Source organism: Mycolicibacterium sp. Y3, assembly GCF_051188035.1.
Lineage (GTDB): Bacteria > Actinomycetota > Actinomycetes > Mycobacteriales > Mycobacteriaceae > Mycobacterium > Mycobacterium fluoranthenivorans.
In genome coordinates, this window is the sequence record NZ_JAVQLT010000001.1 from 473,660 (window position 1) to 489,310 (window position 15,651).

Consider the following 15,651-nt stretch of genomic DNA (forward strand, 5'->3'; position numbering starts at 1 on the left):
GGTGATAAGACTGAATCGGTTGTGGGTCAGTCGTTCTCGGCGAGCCAGCGCTCGGTGTCGATGGCCGCCGAACAGCCGGACCCGGCGGCGGTGATGGCCTGTCGGTAGGTGTGGTCGACCAGGTCGCCCGCGGCGAAGACACCGTCGACCGACGTCGCGGCGCTGCGACCGACCACCTTGACGTAACCCTCGTCGTCCAGATCCACCTGGCCGCGCACCAGATCCGACCGCGGGTCGTGACCGATCGCCACGAACACGCCGGTCACCGCCAGCTTCGACTCTTCACCGGTCACCGTGTCCCGCAGGCGAATTCCACTGACCTTCGGTTCGCCCTCGATCTCGGTCACCGCAGTGTTGGTGAGGAAGGTGATCTTCTCGTTGGCCTGCGCGCGTTCCAGCATGATCTTCGACGCCCGGAACTCCGAACGCCGGTGGATCAGGGTGACGCTGCGCGCGAAGCGGGTGAGGAACGTCGCCTCCTCCATCGCGGAGTCGCCGCCGCCGATGACGGCGATGTCCTGGTCGCGGAAGAAAAATCCGTCACAGGTGGCACACGTGCTCACGCCGAGGCCGATGCGCTCCTGCTCACCGGCGATACCGAGCTGGCGGGCCGCCGCGCCCATGGCGAGAATCACCGCGCGCGCCTGGTACGTGGTGTCGCCGACCGTCACCTTCTTGATCGGGCCGGACAGGTCGACCTCGTCGACGTCCTCCATGCGCAGGTCCGCGCCGAAGCGCAGCGCCTGCTCGCGCATCTCGTCCATCAGGTTCGGGCCGGTGATGCCGTCCCGGAAGCCGGGGTAGTTCTCCACCTCGGTGGTGGTCATCAGCGCGCCACCGAACTGGATACCTTCGAACACCACGGGCTTGAGTTGGGCTCGGGCGGTGTACACCGCGGCCGTGTAACCGGCCGGGCCCGAGCCGATGATGATCACGTCATGGATCTCAGAGGAGCTTGACATCGTGGGTGCGAAGCCTTTCTGCCGTGTGAAACCGGCGTGAGTTCAAACATCAGGGTAGGCCCCCGTGTTCCCGGAGGTGATCTCGCACCGCGCCCTAGCGACGGTGCAGTGTCTTCTCGGCGAGGGGCCGGGTGTCGGCAGCACCACAACCGGCGTCCAGCACCACCGCCGTCACGCTGTCCACCGGTCCCGATTCTCCGGTGGGCAGCACCACCAGCACCGCGGACCGGCCGTCCACGGTGACCGGTGTCGCACCCAGCACCGGCGTGGCCGGATCCCGCCTGAGCCCGCCCAGACATGCCGACCACCGCTGCGGGTCCGCCAGGGCACCCAGATCGGCGGGCCGGGTCAGCAGCGCCAGGATCTCGCCATCCGGGAGTGGCATCGGGGCGCTGCGCCGGGTGACGGTGATCAGTTCGGCGGTGGGTCCGGTGCTGCGGGCCGGGGCCGAGGTGTCGATCAACGCCACCCCACCCACCCCGACGGCGAGCACCGCCGCCCCCGCTCCGCACCACAACGCGGTCCGGCGCCAGCGCAGCGGGCGGTCGGTGTGGGCCGGTCCAGCCGCCCGCAGCGCCGTCAGCACCCGAGCGCTGACCGGTGCGGGTACCTCGGGTGCCGAATCGGGATCGGCGGCCAGCGCGGCCAGTTCCGCCCGGACCCGGTCCTCGCCCGGTTCAGCACTCTGCACCGCTCCATCATGGCGCGACCGGCAAGGCCCGCTCTCCCGGTTCGGCCAGGGCGCGGGCCAGCTTGGCTCGGGCCCTGGCACAGCGGCTCTTCACGGTGCCCTCCGCCACACCGAGCATCCGGGCCGTCTCGGCCACCGAGAAGCCCTGCATATCGACGGCCACCACCGCGGCACGTTGGTCGACGGGCAGCCGCATCAGCGCCTGTTCCACCACGATCGCGGTGTCCACCTGTGCGGTGGCGTCGTGCACCGGCCCGTCACCATCCTCGAGCGGCGTCGTGGGGCGGGCCTTGCGCCGGCGCAACCGATCCAGGCAGGCGTTGAGCACGATGCGGTGCAGCCAGCTGCTCACCGAGGAACCATGCCGGAACGTCGCCGCGGCGCAGTGCGCGGACAGCATCGCGTCCTGCAGGGCGTCACCGGCGTCTTCCGGGCTGTGGGTGGTGAACCGGGCCAGCCGGTACAGCGGCCGCTGGTACCGGATGAACAGCTCCTCGAAAGCGAACCGGTCCCCGGCGACGTGTGCCGCCAGCAACTGCGCATCCGTGCGTTCCCAGCCAGAATTCCCCCCGAAACTCCCCACAGCCGAACCCTAGTGAGGCCGCGGTGGTCCTCCCGACAGATCTTCTGGCACATGTCCGGATAAGGCGCTGACCTGCACCTTCAGGCATGCACAGGCTGGGGATAACCGTCAGGATTTGGCTTTGAGGGTGATCTCGGAGATATCGGTGCGGTTCTTCCCGTCGACGGTGCCCAGCGTCGAGATCCACACCAGCACATACGACGTCGGTGAGGCGTTCTCGACGGTGATGGTGTTGGCCCCCTTCTTCAGCGGGGTGGCCGGGGCGAGGACGGTGGTGTCTTCCAGCTTGGCCGGGTTCGCGGACTGGGCGGCCCGGATCTGGACGGCGGTGCCCGTGCCGGTGGTGTTCACGGTGACGGATCCGATTGTCGTCGGCTGTGACAGCTGCAGCATCAGACCGACCCCGTTCTTGAAATTGGGGAACGGGTTGGGGTCGGAATAGGTGTCGCTGGGCCAGACGGTGGCCGGATTGCCGTCGATGGCCAACCCAGCCAGGGTCGGTGCGTCGGCCTCGCCCTCGGGCGAGAACACCGTGGCGCGTACCGGCTTGACCGTACTTCCGGCGTCGGCGTTGGCAGTGCTGCTCGGGGCGTTGAGCCCCAGGTCGCCCTTGTCGAGCGATCCGCCGACGTCGCCGAAGATGCCTTTGAGCACCGACGCCAGTACGACGAGTGCGATCACGACGATCACGGCGGCCGCGGAGAGCCCGATGATCAGGCCCTTGCGACGGCGCGCGAGGGACTCCGGGTCGTTGGCCCGCACCGCGCTGAACGGGCTGGGGTTGGCAGGCGGTTCGGTTCCGGCGACCGGCGCGATGTAGTCGGTGCGGTCGGCGACGGCGGTGGCCTGCTGCAACAGGTTCAGCAGGGTGGGGGCGCTGCGGATGCCGCCGCCCTCCTGCACCGCGCGTGCCGCGGCGGCCGAGATCTGGAACGGGATGTCGCGATCCACCGAGCGCGGTTCGACGGGCTGCCCGGCACTGTCGACGTCGGCGGGGGCCAGGCCACTGTGCACGCCGGCCTCGGGAAGCGGCCAGCGGTTCACCAGCAGCGCATACAGCGCCGCGCCGATCCCGCGGATATCGTCCTCGGGCGTCGCATTGGGCAGCGTCGCGGGGAAGGCCAACGCCACATCGCCTTCGATGCTCACCCGGACCCGGCTGGGATCGTCGATCGACAGTGCCACGCCGCTGCGGTGGGCCGCCTCGGCTGCGGCGGCCAGCGACTGAATGGCGCGCGCCCCGCCGATCGGCGAGGGCGTGGTCTCGGCGACCTCGGCCAGGGAGCCGCCGCGGATCCACTCCGAGACCACCAAACCGCCGACCGCGGTCCGGGCGACGTCCAGGATCTGCGCGATGCCGGGTGAGTTGATCTTGCTCAGCCGGGAGGTGCGGCTGAGGATGTCCTGCAGCTGGCTCTCGGGCAGCTGACCGTCGGGATCGATGAACGTCAGCGCGACCTGGCGGTCCAGGGCGGTGTCCAGGGCATGCCAGAACTGCAGATGCGGGGGCCCGCCGTGGAAGACCAGCAGCCGGTACCGACCGCCGGCAATGGTGGCGCCGGGGATGAGATGTACGTCGTCATCCCCGGCCGGCGGGGACGTGGTCTCGATCGCCGGTTCGCGTGGCGGATCGAAAGGCAGGGCCTCGCGGGCGGGGACGTCGGGCTGAAGGTCATCTGCCACCGCGGGCCGGGAATCGGACCCGGCGGTGGGGATGCGTGTGGTCGCGCCGGAACCGGCGCTTGTCTCCAACGGAGAGTCAGCGCCGGGAGAGAACCCGCTGCCGGGTTGGTCGGCCACCATATTTCCTTTCCGCGTGCCCGTGCCGGCGGGGCGCTGAGATGCATACGAATTGCTCTGAACAGCGTAATTGACGGGACGTACCGGGCGCTGGGAGATACCCGGTGCCGGTGGCACGGTGGGCGCTCGTCCGAGCCGCCGCTGCACCGCCCGCAGCGCGGCCTGGGCGTCGGGCACCCTGGCCGCGAGCAACACGCCGGCGATGATCGGCAGCATGATCACGCCGAGGATGAGCAGCCGCAGCAGTGACCCGGCGGCTCCGCCGTGTTCGGTGAGCTTCTCGACTCCGAGGAGACGATCCACCACGTGCGCGGCGAGCCCGGCGAGCAGAGAGGCGGTGATCGTCACCAGGATGGTGCGGACGACGTCGACGCTGATGAGTCTGCCGGCTCTGGGCGGCAGCAGCGGTGCGAGATTGGCCCGCAGCACCAGATAGCCGACGGTGGCGCCGGCCAGGAAGCCGAGCCCGTTGGCCAGCCCGAGGTAGCCGGCGACCAGCTCCGGATCCTGCACGAGGTGCCCGACCAGCACCGAGGCGACGATCTTGACGGCGGTGATCACCAGGATCAGCACGATCGGGATCCATGGCTGCTCCCGCGCGTAGAACACCCGCAGCTGTAACAGGACCAGCGCATAGGGGATCAGCGTGAACGCCGACAGGGTGATCGCCTGGCCGAGATAGCCGGCGTCGGTCGCGCCGAAGTTGCCGTAGGCGAACAGGGCCGTGCCGATCGCCGGGCCGCCGACGGTCATGAACGCGACGATCGGGATCAGCGTGATCATGGTCAGCCGGGTGGCCAGGGACAGGTCCGCGAGCACCGCGGGGCCGTTCTCGGCGGCGGCGTTGCGGGACAGCCGCGGCATCACCACCGTCAGCACGGTGACACCGATCATCCCGAACGGAAGTTGCAGCACCAGCCAGGTGTAGTTGTAGATCGCCGGTCCGGACGCGGCGGCCGAGCTGGCGATCTGGTTGCCGACGATCAGGCCGATCTGGCTGATCAGCACGTAGAGCACCATCGCGGCGGCCATCGTGCCGAACTTCTTGAGCCGGTCGTCGATACCCCACAGCGGGCGCAGGCTGATCCGCTCGCGGCGGATGGCCACCAGCAGCACCGCGGCCTGCGCGACGACGCCGAGCGTGGTGCCGATGCCCAGCACCAGCAGCTTGGCGTTGCCCATCTGGACCGGGTTCAGCGACAGTTCGCCGGGCACCAGCAGGTACACCCCGAGCGTCACGATGGCGACGATGTTGTTGACCACCGGTGCCCAGGCGGGCGGCCCGAACACGTTGCGGGTGTTCAGGATTGCCATGTACACCGAGGTGAGCCCATAGAAGATGACCTGGGGCAGCAGCAGGTAGGCGAATGCGGTGGTGAGCGGCCGGTTCACCTGCGGGTCGCTGCCCAGCATCAGGTCGACCAGCAGCGGTGCCGCGGCCACCGAGATGATCGTGGTGACCAGCAACAGGGTGGTGGCCAGGGTGACCAGGCGGCGCACGAAGGCCGTTCCGCCGTCGGCGTCATCGCGTTCGGCGCGGGCCAGCACCGGGACGAAGATGGCGGTGAACGTCGCCTCCAGCACCAGCGCGGCCACCATATTGGGCAGCTGGTTGGCCACGGAGAACGAACTGGACAGCGCGGCGCCGAGGATGGCGGCCAGCAGCACGATGCGGAAGAAGCCGGTGATCCGGCTGATCAGGGTGGCGAACGCCATACCCCAGGACCGAGAGACGACCGCCGAATCCGACAGCTCCGTGCGCTGCGGCGGCGGGGGAGCGGGCTGCGCGGCGCGGCGCGGGGAGTGTTGAGATGCGTTCATCGGGTGTCATCGTCCGGGGCGTGGGCCAGTGCGGTGTCCAGCGGGTCGGGCCGGTGTGCCCGCACCGGGCGGGTGGGCGGCACCAGGTCGGCGCGGTCGGGCTGACCGCGGAACCGGTGCCACAGCCGGCGTCCGACCAGCAGGGCAAGTACGGCGCCGCCGGTCAAGGTGATGAAGAACAGCACCTTTCCGTAGGCGTTGGAATGCACCGACAACCGGACCTGCTCACCCAGGGGCATCCCGTCGGCGGTGGTCAGGGCGACGTCGACGGCGACGCGCTGGGTGAAGTGCACCTCGATCGGCACCCGCAGCGGCAGATAGCCGGGGGGTAGTTCGATCTCGCCGGGGTCGGTCACCGTCATCCCCGGCGGGGCGTCGATGTGCAACCGCACCCGGATGGGCACCGGCAGGTCGTTGCGCAGGGCCAGCGGCAGCGGACTGCGCTCCGTGGCCAGCGTGTAGGACCCGCCGGGGTTCACGATGGTCACCGCCCCGGTGAGATCCGCGAGCGTGCGCGTGACTGTTGAAAGCCGTTGCTGTGCAAGACCGTTGCGTGAGTCCGGAGGTACGGTCTGGCTCAGCGCGCGCAACATGTCCTCGCGCAGCGGCGCGGTGTACTGCGGACCCGTCAGGCCGGTTTGCTGGTCGGTGGTCAATGCGGCGGTGAGCTCCGTCAGCCGCGTGGTGGTCGAGCCGATACCGGAGATGACGTCGTCGTCGAACCGGGCCCGCGGATTGCCGTCGATGGCGGGTGGGCGTCCGGCCGCCGAGGGGGCCGCGGCCAGGGTTTCGTCGATCAGCGCCGGCAGAGGGCGCGGCACGGCGAGACCGGCGCGCAGCGTGCTGGAGATCGCGGTGAACACGGCCTGGGCTTCGTCGGGCCGCAGATTCCACGCCAGCGGGGGCATGACGATCTGGGTGCGGGGCTCGACATCCGGCCGCAGGCCCCGCCAGAGCAGCGAACCCAGCGCGTCCTGCAGGCGGGCCACCTGCGAGTCGTGGGCGAGTGGGATCGTGAGCGACGAGTCCACGTAGGTCGGTGTCTGCGGGTCTGTGCCGGCTCCGGCGAGCGCGGCCGCGACCATCGGGTCGAACGGTGCGGTGACCACCTGCGGTGCGTCGCGACGGGGGTCCAGCGCGACGGTGTCCTCGCCGCTCGCGGTCAGAGGCGCCGCGGCGATCGCGACCGTCGGGCCTTGCGCCGCCAGCAGTGACACGGTCCGGTCGGTCATCGGCCCGTCGCCCAGCAGGGCGGCGCCGCGGACCGACTTGATACCGAGGATCTGGTCCACGATGTCGGCGGCGCCCGTGGTCGCGGCGGTGTTCAGGGTGGGGTCGCCCACCCGGGCCAGGGCGTCCACGTCGGCCTGCGCGTACACCGTGGACGTCACGCAGGTGCGTTGCGCCAACGCTTTGAGCCGGTTGAGCCAGTCGACGGCCGCGTCCTTGCCCGTGCCCGGCCGGGTGGGTGCGTTCAGCCCGCCGTCGGGGGTGGTGCTGACCACATAGCCGGCGGTCATCGCGTTGACGGTGACCAGGAGGTCCGGATCGACCGCCAGACACAGCGCGGTGCGGACGGTGCCGTCGGGATCCACTTCGGGGCTGGTGGCGAAATCGGCGGCGGTCAGCAGGGTGTCCAGCCGGCCACCCGAGGCCAGCGAGGTGGCCAGGTCGTCGTCGAGCAACCGCACCGGCGTGGTCCCCCCGGGGATACCGGCCGCCAACCTGGGCCGATCTGCCAGCGGCCACAGCACCGTCGTGGCGACCGGTCTGGTGGTGTCCGGTGCCACGACGGCGCCGACCGTGGGCGCCCCGTCGGTGCCGGCGGTGTCCGTCGGATCGGCGGGCACCCCGAGCACCGGCAGCAGGAAGCGGGCATCGTCGAGCCGGGCCGGCTCGCCGTAGTCCGGGGTGCCGTTGACGTTCACCAGGACGGGGTACACACCCGGTTTGTCGATATGCAGGGAGGGCTGGCTGCCGGCCCGCACCGGGTAGCTCAGGGTGAACGGGACCTTCTCACCGCGCTGCAGCTCGGGCGCCAGGGTGATGAAGTCGGCGACGGGTTCGTACTGGTCCAGGTTCCCGGACAGATTGCTGCGCAGTCCGGGGGCGGCGGTCACGCCGGCGGCGTGTTCGAGCCGGACGACGATGTCACGCACCGGCCGGTCACCCACATTGCTCACGGTGCCGGCGACGGTGACCACGGCATCGCTGGTGGTCGTGACGATATCGGGGGTGACACGGTCGATCTGCAGGTGCAGGAACTGCGCGGAACTCGGCTCACCGGCGGCCGCGCGCGGCGAGACGGCGGGTGTGGCGACCAGGATGAGCAGTACTGCGGCGGCGAGGAAGCGGAAGACGACAACCAAATGCGAGGAACGAAGCGGCCCGGTACGCCGGACCGCCACCGAACTCACGGGCCGTTTCCGCATCCGTTCGCCCGCCGGCCGGACGAGTCTTCCTGGCGACGGTTCCGGGTGTGCGAATGGGTCTGCGGACGTCGTCGCGGGGAGCTGTGCGGTAGTGGCGGCAGCGCCGCCGGGCCATCGGATTGCAGCTTCTCGATCAGTTCGCCCGCGACCTCGGCCAGCCGGCGCTCGTCGGCGTAGGCCAGCCGGGCCGGCAGGTCCCCGATCGGAACCCACGCGACCTCGGTGACCTCGACATCGTCGTCGGAGAGTTCGCCACCCAGGAATCGCATCAGGTAATGGTGCACCGTCTTGTGCACCCGGCGCCCCTCGGTGACGAACCAGTAGTCGATGCTGCCCAGCGCCGCCAGCACGCTGCCCTGGATGCCGGTCTCCTCGGCGACTTCGCGGATGGCCGTCTGTTCGGCGGTCTCACCCATCTCGATATGGCCCTTGGGCAGTGACCAGAGCATCCGGCCACGCCGGTCGATCCGGCCGATCAACGCGGCGACCTGGTCTTCTTTCGGCCCGTCGATACCGTCGATGACGAGGCCGCCCGCCGATGTCTCGTGCACGGTGCGCAGTCGTTCCTGGGCGCGCCGGGGCGGGCGCTGCGGACGGTTCTGGCCGGGTTTGGCCGGAGTGGGTGTCAACTCGGCGGCCGACTGATCGGCGTTTCCGGCGGACTGCTCGGTGGCAGGAGCGGGTGGACCGGCAGCACGACGACCGCGGCGACGCCCTCGGCGCCGTCGCGGTTTGGCTTGTTCGCCGTCCGACACCCAAGCGATAGTAGCTGCCGCGGCGTGCGCTTCCTGCCACACTGGCCCGGTCGTGGCCGGGCTGTCGCCGGGTCGTTATCGGCGGGCCCCGGCCGACGGCGGGACTTCTCAGCGCGCTCTCGTTCCTCGTGCGCTTGATCGGCGTCCCGCTGAGCCGACGGGCGGGACTTCTCATCGCGCTCTCGTTCCTCGTGCGCTTGATCGGCGTCCCGCGCCCGGTCACTAGACTCACCGACCGTGCCGAACGACCCGACTCCCGACGCCGCCGACGCCGAACTGCTGGCCGGCGCGTGGGTGGCGCTGAGCAGATACCGGCATGTGCTGGTTGATCTGGGCGCCACGTTCGCCGCCGCCGGCCACGAGTTGTACCTGGTGGGCGGCAGTGTGCGGGATGCGCTGCTGGGCCGCGACTACGCGGACCTGGACTTCACCACGGACGCCCGCCCGGAGCAGATGCTGAAATTCCTGCGTGGGTGGGGTGACGCGCTCTGGGACACCGGTATCGACTTCGGCACGGTCGGGGTCGGTAAGGACGGCTATCGGCTGGAGATCACCACCTTCCGGTCCGACAGCTATGACCAGGTGACGCGCAATCCACAGGTGCGTTTCGGCGACAGCCTGGACGAGGACCTGGTGCGCCGCGACTTCACCGTCAACGCGATGGCGGTGCGGATCGGCGAAGACGGTCCGGTGGAGTTCTGCGACCCGCTCGGTGGTCTGGCGGCGCTGCGCGCCAAGGTGCTGGACACGCCGTCGGCGCCGCAGGTGTCGTTCGGCGACGATCCGCTGCGGATGTTGCGGGCCGCACGGTTCGTGTCCCAGCTCGGCTTCACGGTGGCGCCCCGCGTCCTGGAGGCGCTGCTGGACATGGCGCCGCAACTGGAGCGGATCACCGCCGAGCGGGTGGCCGCCGAACTGGACAAGCTGCTGACCGGTGCCGACCCGGTCGCCGGGGTGGACCTGATGGTGCAGACCGGGCTGGGCGATGTTGTGCTGCCCGAAGTCGGTCAGATGCGGATGGCCATCGACGAACACCACCAGCACAAGGACGTGTACTGGCATTCGCTGACGGTGCTGCGCCAGGCCGTCGACCTGGAGGACGACGGGCCCGACCTGGTGCTGCGGTGGGCAGCACTGCTGCACGACATCGGCAAGCCCGACACCCGCAAGCACGAGTCCGACGGCGGGGTGAGCTTCCACCATCACGAGGTGGTCGGCGCCAAGATGGCCCGAAAGCGCATGCGCGCGTTGAAGTATTCCAAGCAGATGGTCGACGATGTGTCCCAGCTGGTCTACCTGCACCTGCGGTTCCACGGCTACGCGGATTCGACGGGCACCGGGCGGTGGACCGACTCGGCGGTACGCCGGTACGTCACCGATGCGGGCCCGCTGCTGACCCGGTTGCACAAACTGGTGCGGGCCGACTGCACCACCCGCAACAAGCGCCGGGCCGCCCGGCTGCAGGCCAACTACGACGATCTCGAGGCGCGGATCGCCGAGCTCGCCGAGAAGGAGGACCTGCAGCGGGTCCGTCCGGATCTGGATGGCAACGAGATCATGAGGATCCTCGACATCCCGGCCGGGCCGCAGGTCGGGCAGGCATGGAAGTACCTCAAGGAACTGCGGCTGGACCGCGGCCCCCTCGAGCACGACGAAGCGGTGGCAGAACTTCGCGAATGGTGGAACGCGCAGCAGGCCTGATGCGTCTGACAGGGTATGGACTACTGCCTGGCCGACGGTGACGGCGGCGCGACGATGTTCACCGGCGAACCCGCCGTCGATGTGGACGGTGACGGGATATTCGACGGCATCGGCCTGGATCTCGACGGCGACGGCGGTATCGACGACGCGCTGGCCGACCTGGACCATGACGGACTCGCCGACCACGCTGTCCACGATGTGGGCGCGGCCGCAACGCTTTTCACCGACGACGGTTCGGGCTCGTGGGCGGTCGCAGTCGACGGAGCCGGGCGGGTGCGGTGGTTCGGCCTGGACGGGGTGGAACAGACCGGCGGCCCGCTGGTCGACTTCGACGCCGACGGACAGGCCGATGACCGGCTGCTGGACACCGATGCCGACGGACTGGCCGACCGGGTGCTCGCGGGGGAGGTGGCCTATGCCGACCGCGACGCCGACGGGCAGTGGGATGTGAAACTCACCGATAGCGACGGCGATGGGGCAGCGGATTCGGCCAGCGAGATCTGAGGGGGTACTCAGCCGCGCCCGGCACCCGGCGGGCCGGCGAATGCCTGGGCGATGGTCAGCCAGGTGGTGGCCTCGTCGCCCACGGCCGTCACGTCCAGATCGGCGGGCGCGCGGCGCTGGGTGACCAGCATGCAGAAGTCCTCGGCCGACCCGGTCACCGACTGGGCCGCGTCGCCCGGCCCCCAGGACCACGAATCCCCGTCGGGCGCTTGAAGTTTCACGTGAAACGGGGCAGCTGGCGGGGTCAGCCCTTGCACGCTGAAGGCGAAGTCGCGGGTGCGTACCCCGATGTGAGCGATCGAGCGCAGCCGTGCCGTCGGCTCCCTGCGGACGCCGAGGGCATCGGCGACGTCGAGGCCGTGCGCCCACGTCTCCATCAGCCGGGCGGTGGCCATCGAGGCGGCACTCATCGGCGGTCCGAACCACGGCAGCTTGCGGCCGTCCTCGACCTTCAGCAAGGCCTCGTGCAGCCGGGCCCGGTCGGCGCGCCACCCAGCCAGCAGGTCTGCCGGGGCGGTGGTGGCCAACCGCTCAGCGGCCGCGTCGACGAAGCCGAGCGGATCTTTTGCCGCCTCGGCCAGCACCTCGGTGAAGGCGGCTTCATCGGTGACCGCCTGCAGTGAGGTCCGGTCGGTCCACCACAGGTGCGCGATCTGATGGGCGATGGTCCAGCCGGGGGAGGGGGTCTGGGTGTGCCAGCCCTGCGCGGGCAGTTCGGCCACCAGTGCGTCGAGCACGTCGCTCTCGGCCCGCAGATCGGCGACGATCGGTGCTGCTCCAGCCATGGGGTGGACTCTAGCCGCGGTCCTCCGCCGGGCCGACCCGCCTCCCCAGCCACGCGTGCAGCGCGAGCCCGGCGAGGTAGAGCCCGGCGCCGGCCACCACCAGCGGCGCCGATCGACCGTCGACGGGGATGACGGCCGCCGCTGCTGCCACCGCCACCACGAACGAGACCCAGAACAGGGCGTCCTGCACGGTGAACACATGCCCGCGCAGGGCGTCGTCGACGTCGATCTGCATGGCGCTGTCGGCGCACAGCTTCACCACCTGCCCGGCGGCGCCCAGGATGAACCCGCACCCGATCATCACCGGCAGCGCCAGGGTGACCGCGCACAACTGGATGACGACCGCCAGTGCCAGCGCGCCGTTGGCCGCGCGATAGCGGCCCCAGCGGCCGACCACCGCGGGGGTCAGGATCGTCGCCAGCAAGGCCCCGATACCCGCGGCGCCGACGAACACCACCGTGGTGCCCAGTCCGATACCGGCGACGTCCCTGTCACCGACATGGCGCACGATCACCAGCACGAGCAGGGTGTTGATCCCGAAGGCCATCCGGTGCGCGGCCAGGCCGCTGAGCGTGGCGGCCACCGTCGGCACCGCGGCCACGGTTTTGGCCCCGTGCAACCAGCCGGTGAACACCGCGTAGGCCACCGTCCCGTGTACCGCGCGGGCAGTGTCGTCGGGGCCGAGGACGTGCGGGGGAAACCGCACCGAGAGCAGCAGCGCCCCGGCCACCGGTATCGCGGCCAGGAAGATCACCGCCGAGGCGCCGACATCGTCGGCGCCGAGCAACGAGCGTGGCGCCAACATGAAGATGGCACCGAGGAAGGCGGCCACCGAGGCGGTGGCGGTGGCCACCGAGTTCATCGAGACGACCTTGTCACGCGGTACCACGTGCGGCAGGGCGGCCGACAGCCCGGACGAGACGAAGCGGGTGAACCCGTTGACGATCAGCGCGCCGGACAGCAGCACCAGATCGTCGGCGCTGAGCGCCAGTGCGGCGCCGACCACCAGCACCATCGCCAACCGGCCGACGTTCGCGCCGACCAGCACCAACCGGCGATCCCACCGGTCCAGCAGCGGACCCGCGAACGGACCGAGCAGTGAATACGGCAGGAACGTCACGGCGAAGGACAGCGCGATCTCTGTCGGTGTGGCCGCGCGTTCGGTACCGAACAGGATGGCGCCGGCCAGCCCCGCCTGGAACAGCCCGTCACCGAACTGACTGGTGGCCCGCAACTCGAGCAGCCGCCGGAATTCGGGCATACCTCGGATCGCCTGCCAGCCGGTATCAGGTGGGCGGGTGTCCGTCATGTGGTGTCAGATCCTGTCCGGGCCGGGACCGTGCAATCCGCACCCAGAATCCACACTACAAATATCCCGGCGGGCCGTGCTCGTTCGTCACCGCGCGCGGTCGCTGGTGCGATGATGAACGGGTGGCGCACTCAGAGGATCCGGAGGATTACACGGCTCCGACGGCACCTCGTGTGCGTGCCGGAACGCTGCTGCTGGCCGAGACGGATCTGCTCGAGCCGACGTTCCGGCGCAGCGTCATCTACATCGTCGAGCACAACGAGGGCGGCACGCTCGGGGTGGTGCTCAACCGGCCCAGCGAGACCGCGGTCTACAACGTGCTGCCGCAGTGGGCGAAGCTCGCACTCAAACCCAAGACGATGTTCATCGGCGGCCCCGTGAAGCGGGATTCCGCGCTGTGCCTGGCCACGCTGCGGGCCGGGATGAGCGCGGCCGACGTGCCCGGGCTGCGCCACGTGCAGGGCCGGGTGGTGATGGTCGACCTGGATGCCGATCCGGATGCGATCGCCCCCGTCGTCGAGGGAGTCCGGATTTTTGCGGGGTACTCGGGCTGGACGATCGGTCAGCTCGAGGGCGAGATCGAACGGGACGACTGGATCGTGTTGTCGGCGCTGCCGACGGATATCCACGTCGAGCCGAAGGTCGATCTGTGGGCCCGGGTCCTGCGTCGTCAGCCGCTGCCGCTGTCGATGCTTGCCACGCACCCGATCGATATCAGCCGGAACTGACTCAGCTGCAGGACAGGGTGCAGGAGGCGCACGATCCCGCGCACCCGGCGGAGCCGTCGGCACCCGAGCGTGCCCGGGCGAGTTCCTCGGCGGCCTCGGCCCTGGCCACCAGCTTCGCGTTCTGCCAGCATCCGGCGGCGACCGTGCCGACCGCACCCACGACGCACACCATCAGTACGAGGAACGCCGTCGTGCCGGGCTTGGCCAGCGCCACCACCCCACCGGTGGCGAGCATGGCCGCCGCGGCGAACTGAGTGGGTGCGACGGCCCGCAGGATCTGACGGACGGGATCGTCCGAATGCGGACGGCTCAGCGTCCAGCCGGCGACGGCGGCGGTGGCAGCCGCGGCACACAGACACAACACGGCGGCGACGAGCATGCCCCCAGGATACGAGGCGGGCGTGACCCGTCAGCCGGGGAGGCCCAGAGCCAGCGGCGCGACGGCTCCGGTGGCCGCGGGAGCGGCAGGTGCCGCAGGTGCGGGAGCCACCGGCGCGGCGGGTGTGGCGGCTGCGCCCGGGACGGCCAGGGCGGCGGCGGGGGCGGTCGGCGCAGGGGCGGCTACGGCACCGGGCGGCAGCACCTTGAACCCGTTGATGATCGCGTCGGTGGCCTCACCGGAGGCGACCGAGACGCTGGCCCCGGTGGTCACCGCCAGCGACACCAGGTAGCGGTCCGGGCCGGCCGTCGCGATCAGGTTGTGCCGTGACGTGTTGAGCGTCATGTTGTTCTCGCGGTAGGTGCCCTCGATCCACGAGGTCGGCACATCGTTGATGACGGAGATGCGGCCGTCGGTGGGCCGCCAGGCGGTGAGCTGCTGGCTGTCGACGAAACCGTGCCGGATGGCTTCGCGGGGGTCGAAGTCGCCGACGAGCTTGTAGATGACCACCTGGGCGTTGGAGGTGTACAGGCCGTCACCGCCGACCCGGTCGGCGATCACGGCGAACGCGTCGGGCACGTTCGGGTCGGGGACCTGCGACCAGCCGGTCGGCATCGGCAGCACGATGTGCAGGGCCGTGAAATCGCGGGGGTTCTGCGGCTCCAGCGTGACGCCCTTGGCCTTGAGGAAATCCTTGATGGTGCCCGAGTTGTCGGGATTCAGCGGGATGGTGACCGGTTGGGCCATGGTCGCGGTCGCGGTGGCGACCGGGGCCACCGAGACGCCCGGGGTGGCCGGCGCGGCCAGTCCGGCGGCGGGTGGAACCGCGGCGGGGGCTGCCGGGGCGGCGGCGGGCACGCTCGCGGCCTGCGCGGGCACCAGCGGGTTCGCGTTCGGGGTGACGGTCACCGTCTGGGTGACGGTGGCGGGTGCGGGCAGCGCCGGTTGTGGGGCCAGGGGCTCGGCACCGGCGACATTGCCGGCCAGCCCGACCACGCCGGCCACCCCGGCCGCGGTGCCAGCGATCAGAATCCGCCAGCGGTGCGAAGTCTGATGGACGGCCCCGCCGTCGCCAATTTTCCTCATCTGACGTCGGTCCTTCCAGATCGTTCCCCAAGTCAGGGGCCGACTGTATCCGCGCCCGGTGCGTGGTCACCAGGGCCGGAACCGAGCTGCAACCGTGTGCTGACCGCTCTGCAAC

General features: G+C 70.3%; 13 protein-coding genes. 3 read left to right on the top strand and 10 right to left on the bottom strand.

Annotated features, from left to right (window positions below; all coding sequences use genetic code 11):
- Nucleotides 1–26 precede the first annotated feature (26 nt).
- The 6 genes from trxB to QN239_RS02325 all read right to left on the bottom strand — a co-directional run bounded on the left by trxB (nucleotide 27) and on the right by QN239_RS02325 (nucleotide 9,044).
- Entirely contained in the window at nucleotides 27–962 is a 936-nt protein-coding gene (gene trxB / locus QN239_RS02300; protein WP_499008007.1) for a thioredoxin-disulfide reductase, read from the bottom strand.
- A 94-nt stretch (nucleotides 963–1,056) separates the two neighbouring features.
- A complete protein-coding gene (locus QN239_RS02305) occupies nucleotides 1,057–1,653 on the bottom strand; it encodes an RsmA family anti-sigma factor (RefSeq protein ID WP_499008008.1) in 597 nt (198 codons plus the stop codon).
- 7 nt (nucleotides 1,654–1,660) lie between these two features.
- Complete coding sequence (gene sigM, locus QN239_RS02310) at nucleotides 1,661–2,236, bottom strand: RNA polymerase sigma factor SigM (protein WP_499008009.1); 576 nt, start codon at nucleotides 2,234–2,236, stop codon at nucleotides 1,661–1,663.
- A gap of 108 nt (nucleotides 2,237–2,344) precedes the next feature.
- A complete protein-coding gene (gene murJ / locus QN239_RS02315; protein WP_499008010.1) occupies nucleotides 2,345–5,857 on the bottom strand; it encodes a murein biosynthesis integral membrane protein MurJ in 3,513 nt (1,170 codons plus the stop codon).
- A complete protein-coding gene (locus QN239_RS02320) occupies nucleotides 5,854–8,265 on the bottom strand; it encodes a hypothetical protein (RefSeq protein WP_499016508.1) in 2,412 nt (803 codons plus the stop codon). The genes murJ and QN239_RS02320 overlap by 4 nt, the downstream gene beginning before the upstream one ends.
- Before the next feature lie 5 nt (nucleotides 8,266–8,270).
- Nucleotides 8,271–9,044 carry an NUDIX hydrolase gene (locus QN239_RS02325; RefSeq protein WP_499008011.1) on the bottom strand — a complete coding sequence of 258 codons (774 nt, stop codon included), beginning with the start codon at nucleotides 9,042–9,044 and terminating at the stop codon, nucleotides 8,271–8,273.
- 237 nt (nucleotides 9,045–9,281) lie between these two features.
- Here QN239_RS02325 and QN239_RS02330 point away from each other — a divergent pair, with 237 nt between their 5' ends.
- Nucleotides 9,282–10,745, top strand: a complete 1,464-nt coding sequence (locus tag QN239_RS02330) for a CCA tRNA nucleotidyltransferase (protein WP_499008012.1) — start codon at nucleotides 9,282–9,284, stop codon at nucleotides 10,743–10,745.
- A gap of 15 nt (nucleotides 10,746–10,760) precedes the next feature.
- Nucleotides 10,761–11,249: a pullulanase gene (locus QN239_RS02335; protein ID WP_499008013.1), complete on the top strand. Its 489-nt coding sequence runs from the start codon at nucleotides 10,761–10,763 to the stop codon at nucleotides 11,247–11,249.
- 8 nt (nucleotides 11,250–11,257) lie between these two features.
- Here the strand turns inward: QN239_RS02335 and QN239_RS02340 are convergent, their stop codons facing one another.
- Together QN239_RS02340 and QN239_RS02345 are read right to left on the bottom strand one after the other, a co-directional pair.
- A complete protein-coding gene (locus QN239_RS02340; RefSeq protein WP_499008014.1) occupies nucleotides 11,258–12,034 on the bottom strand; it encodes a TIGR03084 family metal-binding protein in 777 nt (258 codons plus the stop codon).
- 10 nt (nucleotides 12,035–12,044) lie between these two features.
- Nucleotides 12,045–13,343, bottom strand: coding sequence for an MFS transporter (locus tag QN239_RS02345; RefSeq protein WP_499008015.1), 1,299 nt, complete (start codon nucleotides 13,341–13,343; stop codon nucleotides 12,045–12,047).
- A gap of 122 nt (nucleotides 13,344–13,465) precedes the next feature.
- Between QN239_RS02345 and QN239_RS02350 the strand changes: the two genes are divergently transcribed.
- Nucleotides 13,466–14,071 carry a YqgE/AlgH family protein gene (locus tag QN239_RS02350; protein ID WP_499008016.1) on the top strand — a complete coding sequence of 202 codons (606 nt, stop codon included), beginning with the start codon at nucleotides 13,466–13,468 and terminating at the stop codon, nucleotides 14,069–14,071.
- A 1-nt stretch (nucleotide 14,072) separates the two neighbouring features.
- On the opposite strand, the gene QN239_RS02355 is transcribed toward QN239_RS02350, so the two are convergent.
- Together QN239_RS02355 and QN239_RS02360 are read right to left on the bottom strand one after the other, a co-directional pair.
- Entirely contained in the window at nucleotides 14,073–14,450 is a 378-nt protein-coding gene (locus tag QN239_RS02355) for a hypothetical protein (RefSeq protein ID WP_499008017.1), read from the bottom strand.
- Nucleotides 14,451–14,480: 30 nt separating this feature from the next.
- Nucleotides 14,481–15,536 carry an LpqN/LpqT family lipoprotein gene (locus tag QN239_RS02360; RefSeq protein WP_499008018.1) on the bottom strand — a complete coding sequence of 352 codons (1,056 nt, stop codon included), beginning with the start codon at nucleotides 15,534–15,536 and terminating at the stop codon, nucleotides 14,481–14,483.
- Nucleotides 15,537–15,651: the final 115 nt, after the last annotated feature.

Bases quoted from the DNA above. Each gene is read 5' to 3' on its own strand.
- trxB (WP_499008007.1), bottom strand. From the start codon at position 962: ATGTCAAGCTCCTCTGAGATCCATGACGTGATCATCATCGGCTCGGGC.
- murJ (WP_499008010.1), bottom strand. From the start codon at position 5,857: ATGAACGCATCTCAACACTCCCCGCGCCGCGCCGCGCAGCCCGCTCCC.
- QN239_RS02335 (WP_499008013.1), top strand. From the start codon at position 10,761: ATGGACTACTGCCTGGCCGACGGTGACGGCGGCGCGACGATGTTCACC.
- QN239_RS02340 (WP_499008014.1), bottom strand. From the start codon at position 12,034: ATGGCTGGAGCAGCACCGATCGTCGCCGATCTGCGGGCCGAGAGCGAC.
- QN239_RS02345 (WP_499008015.1), bottom strand. From the start codon at position 13,343: ATGACGGACACCCGCCCACCTGATACCGGCTGGCAGGCGATCCGAGGT.
- QN239_RS02355 (WP_499008017.1), bottom strand. From the start codon at position 14,450: ATGCTCGTCGCCGCCGTGTTGTGTCTGTGTGCCGCGGCTGCCACCGCC.
- QN239_RS02360 (WP_499008018.1), bottom strand. From the start codon at position 15,536: ATGAGGAAAATTGGCGACGGCGGGGCCGTCCATCAGACTTCGCACCGC.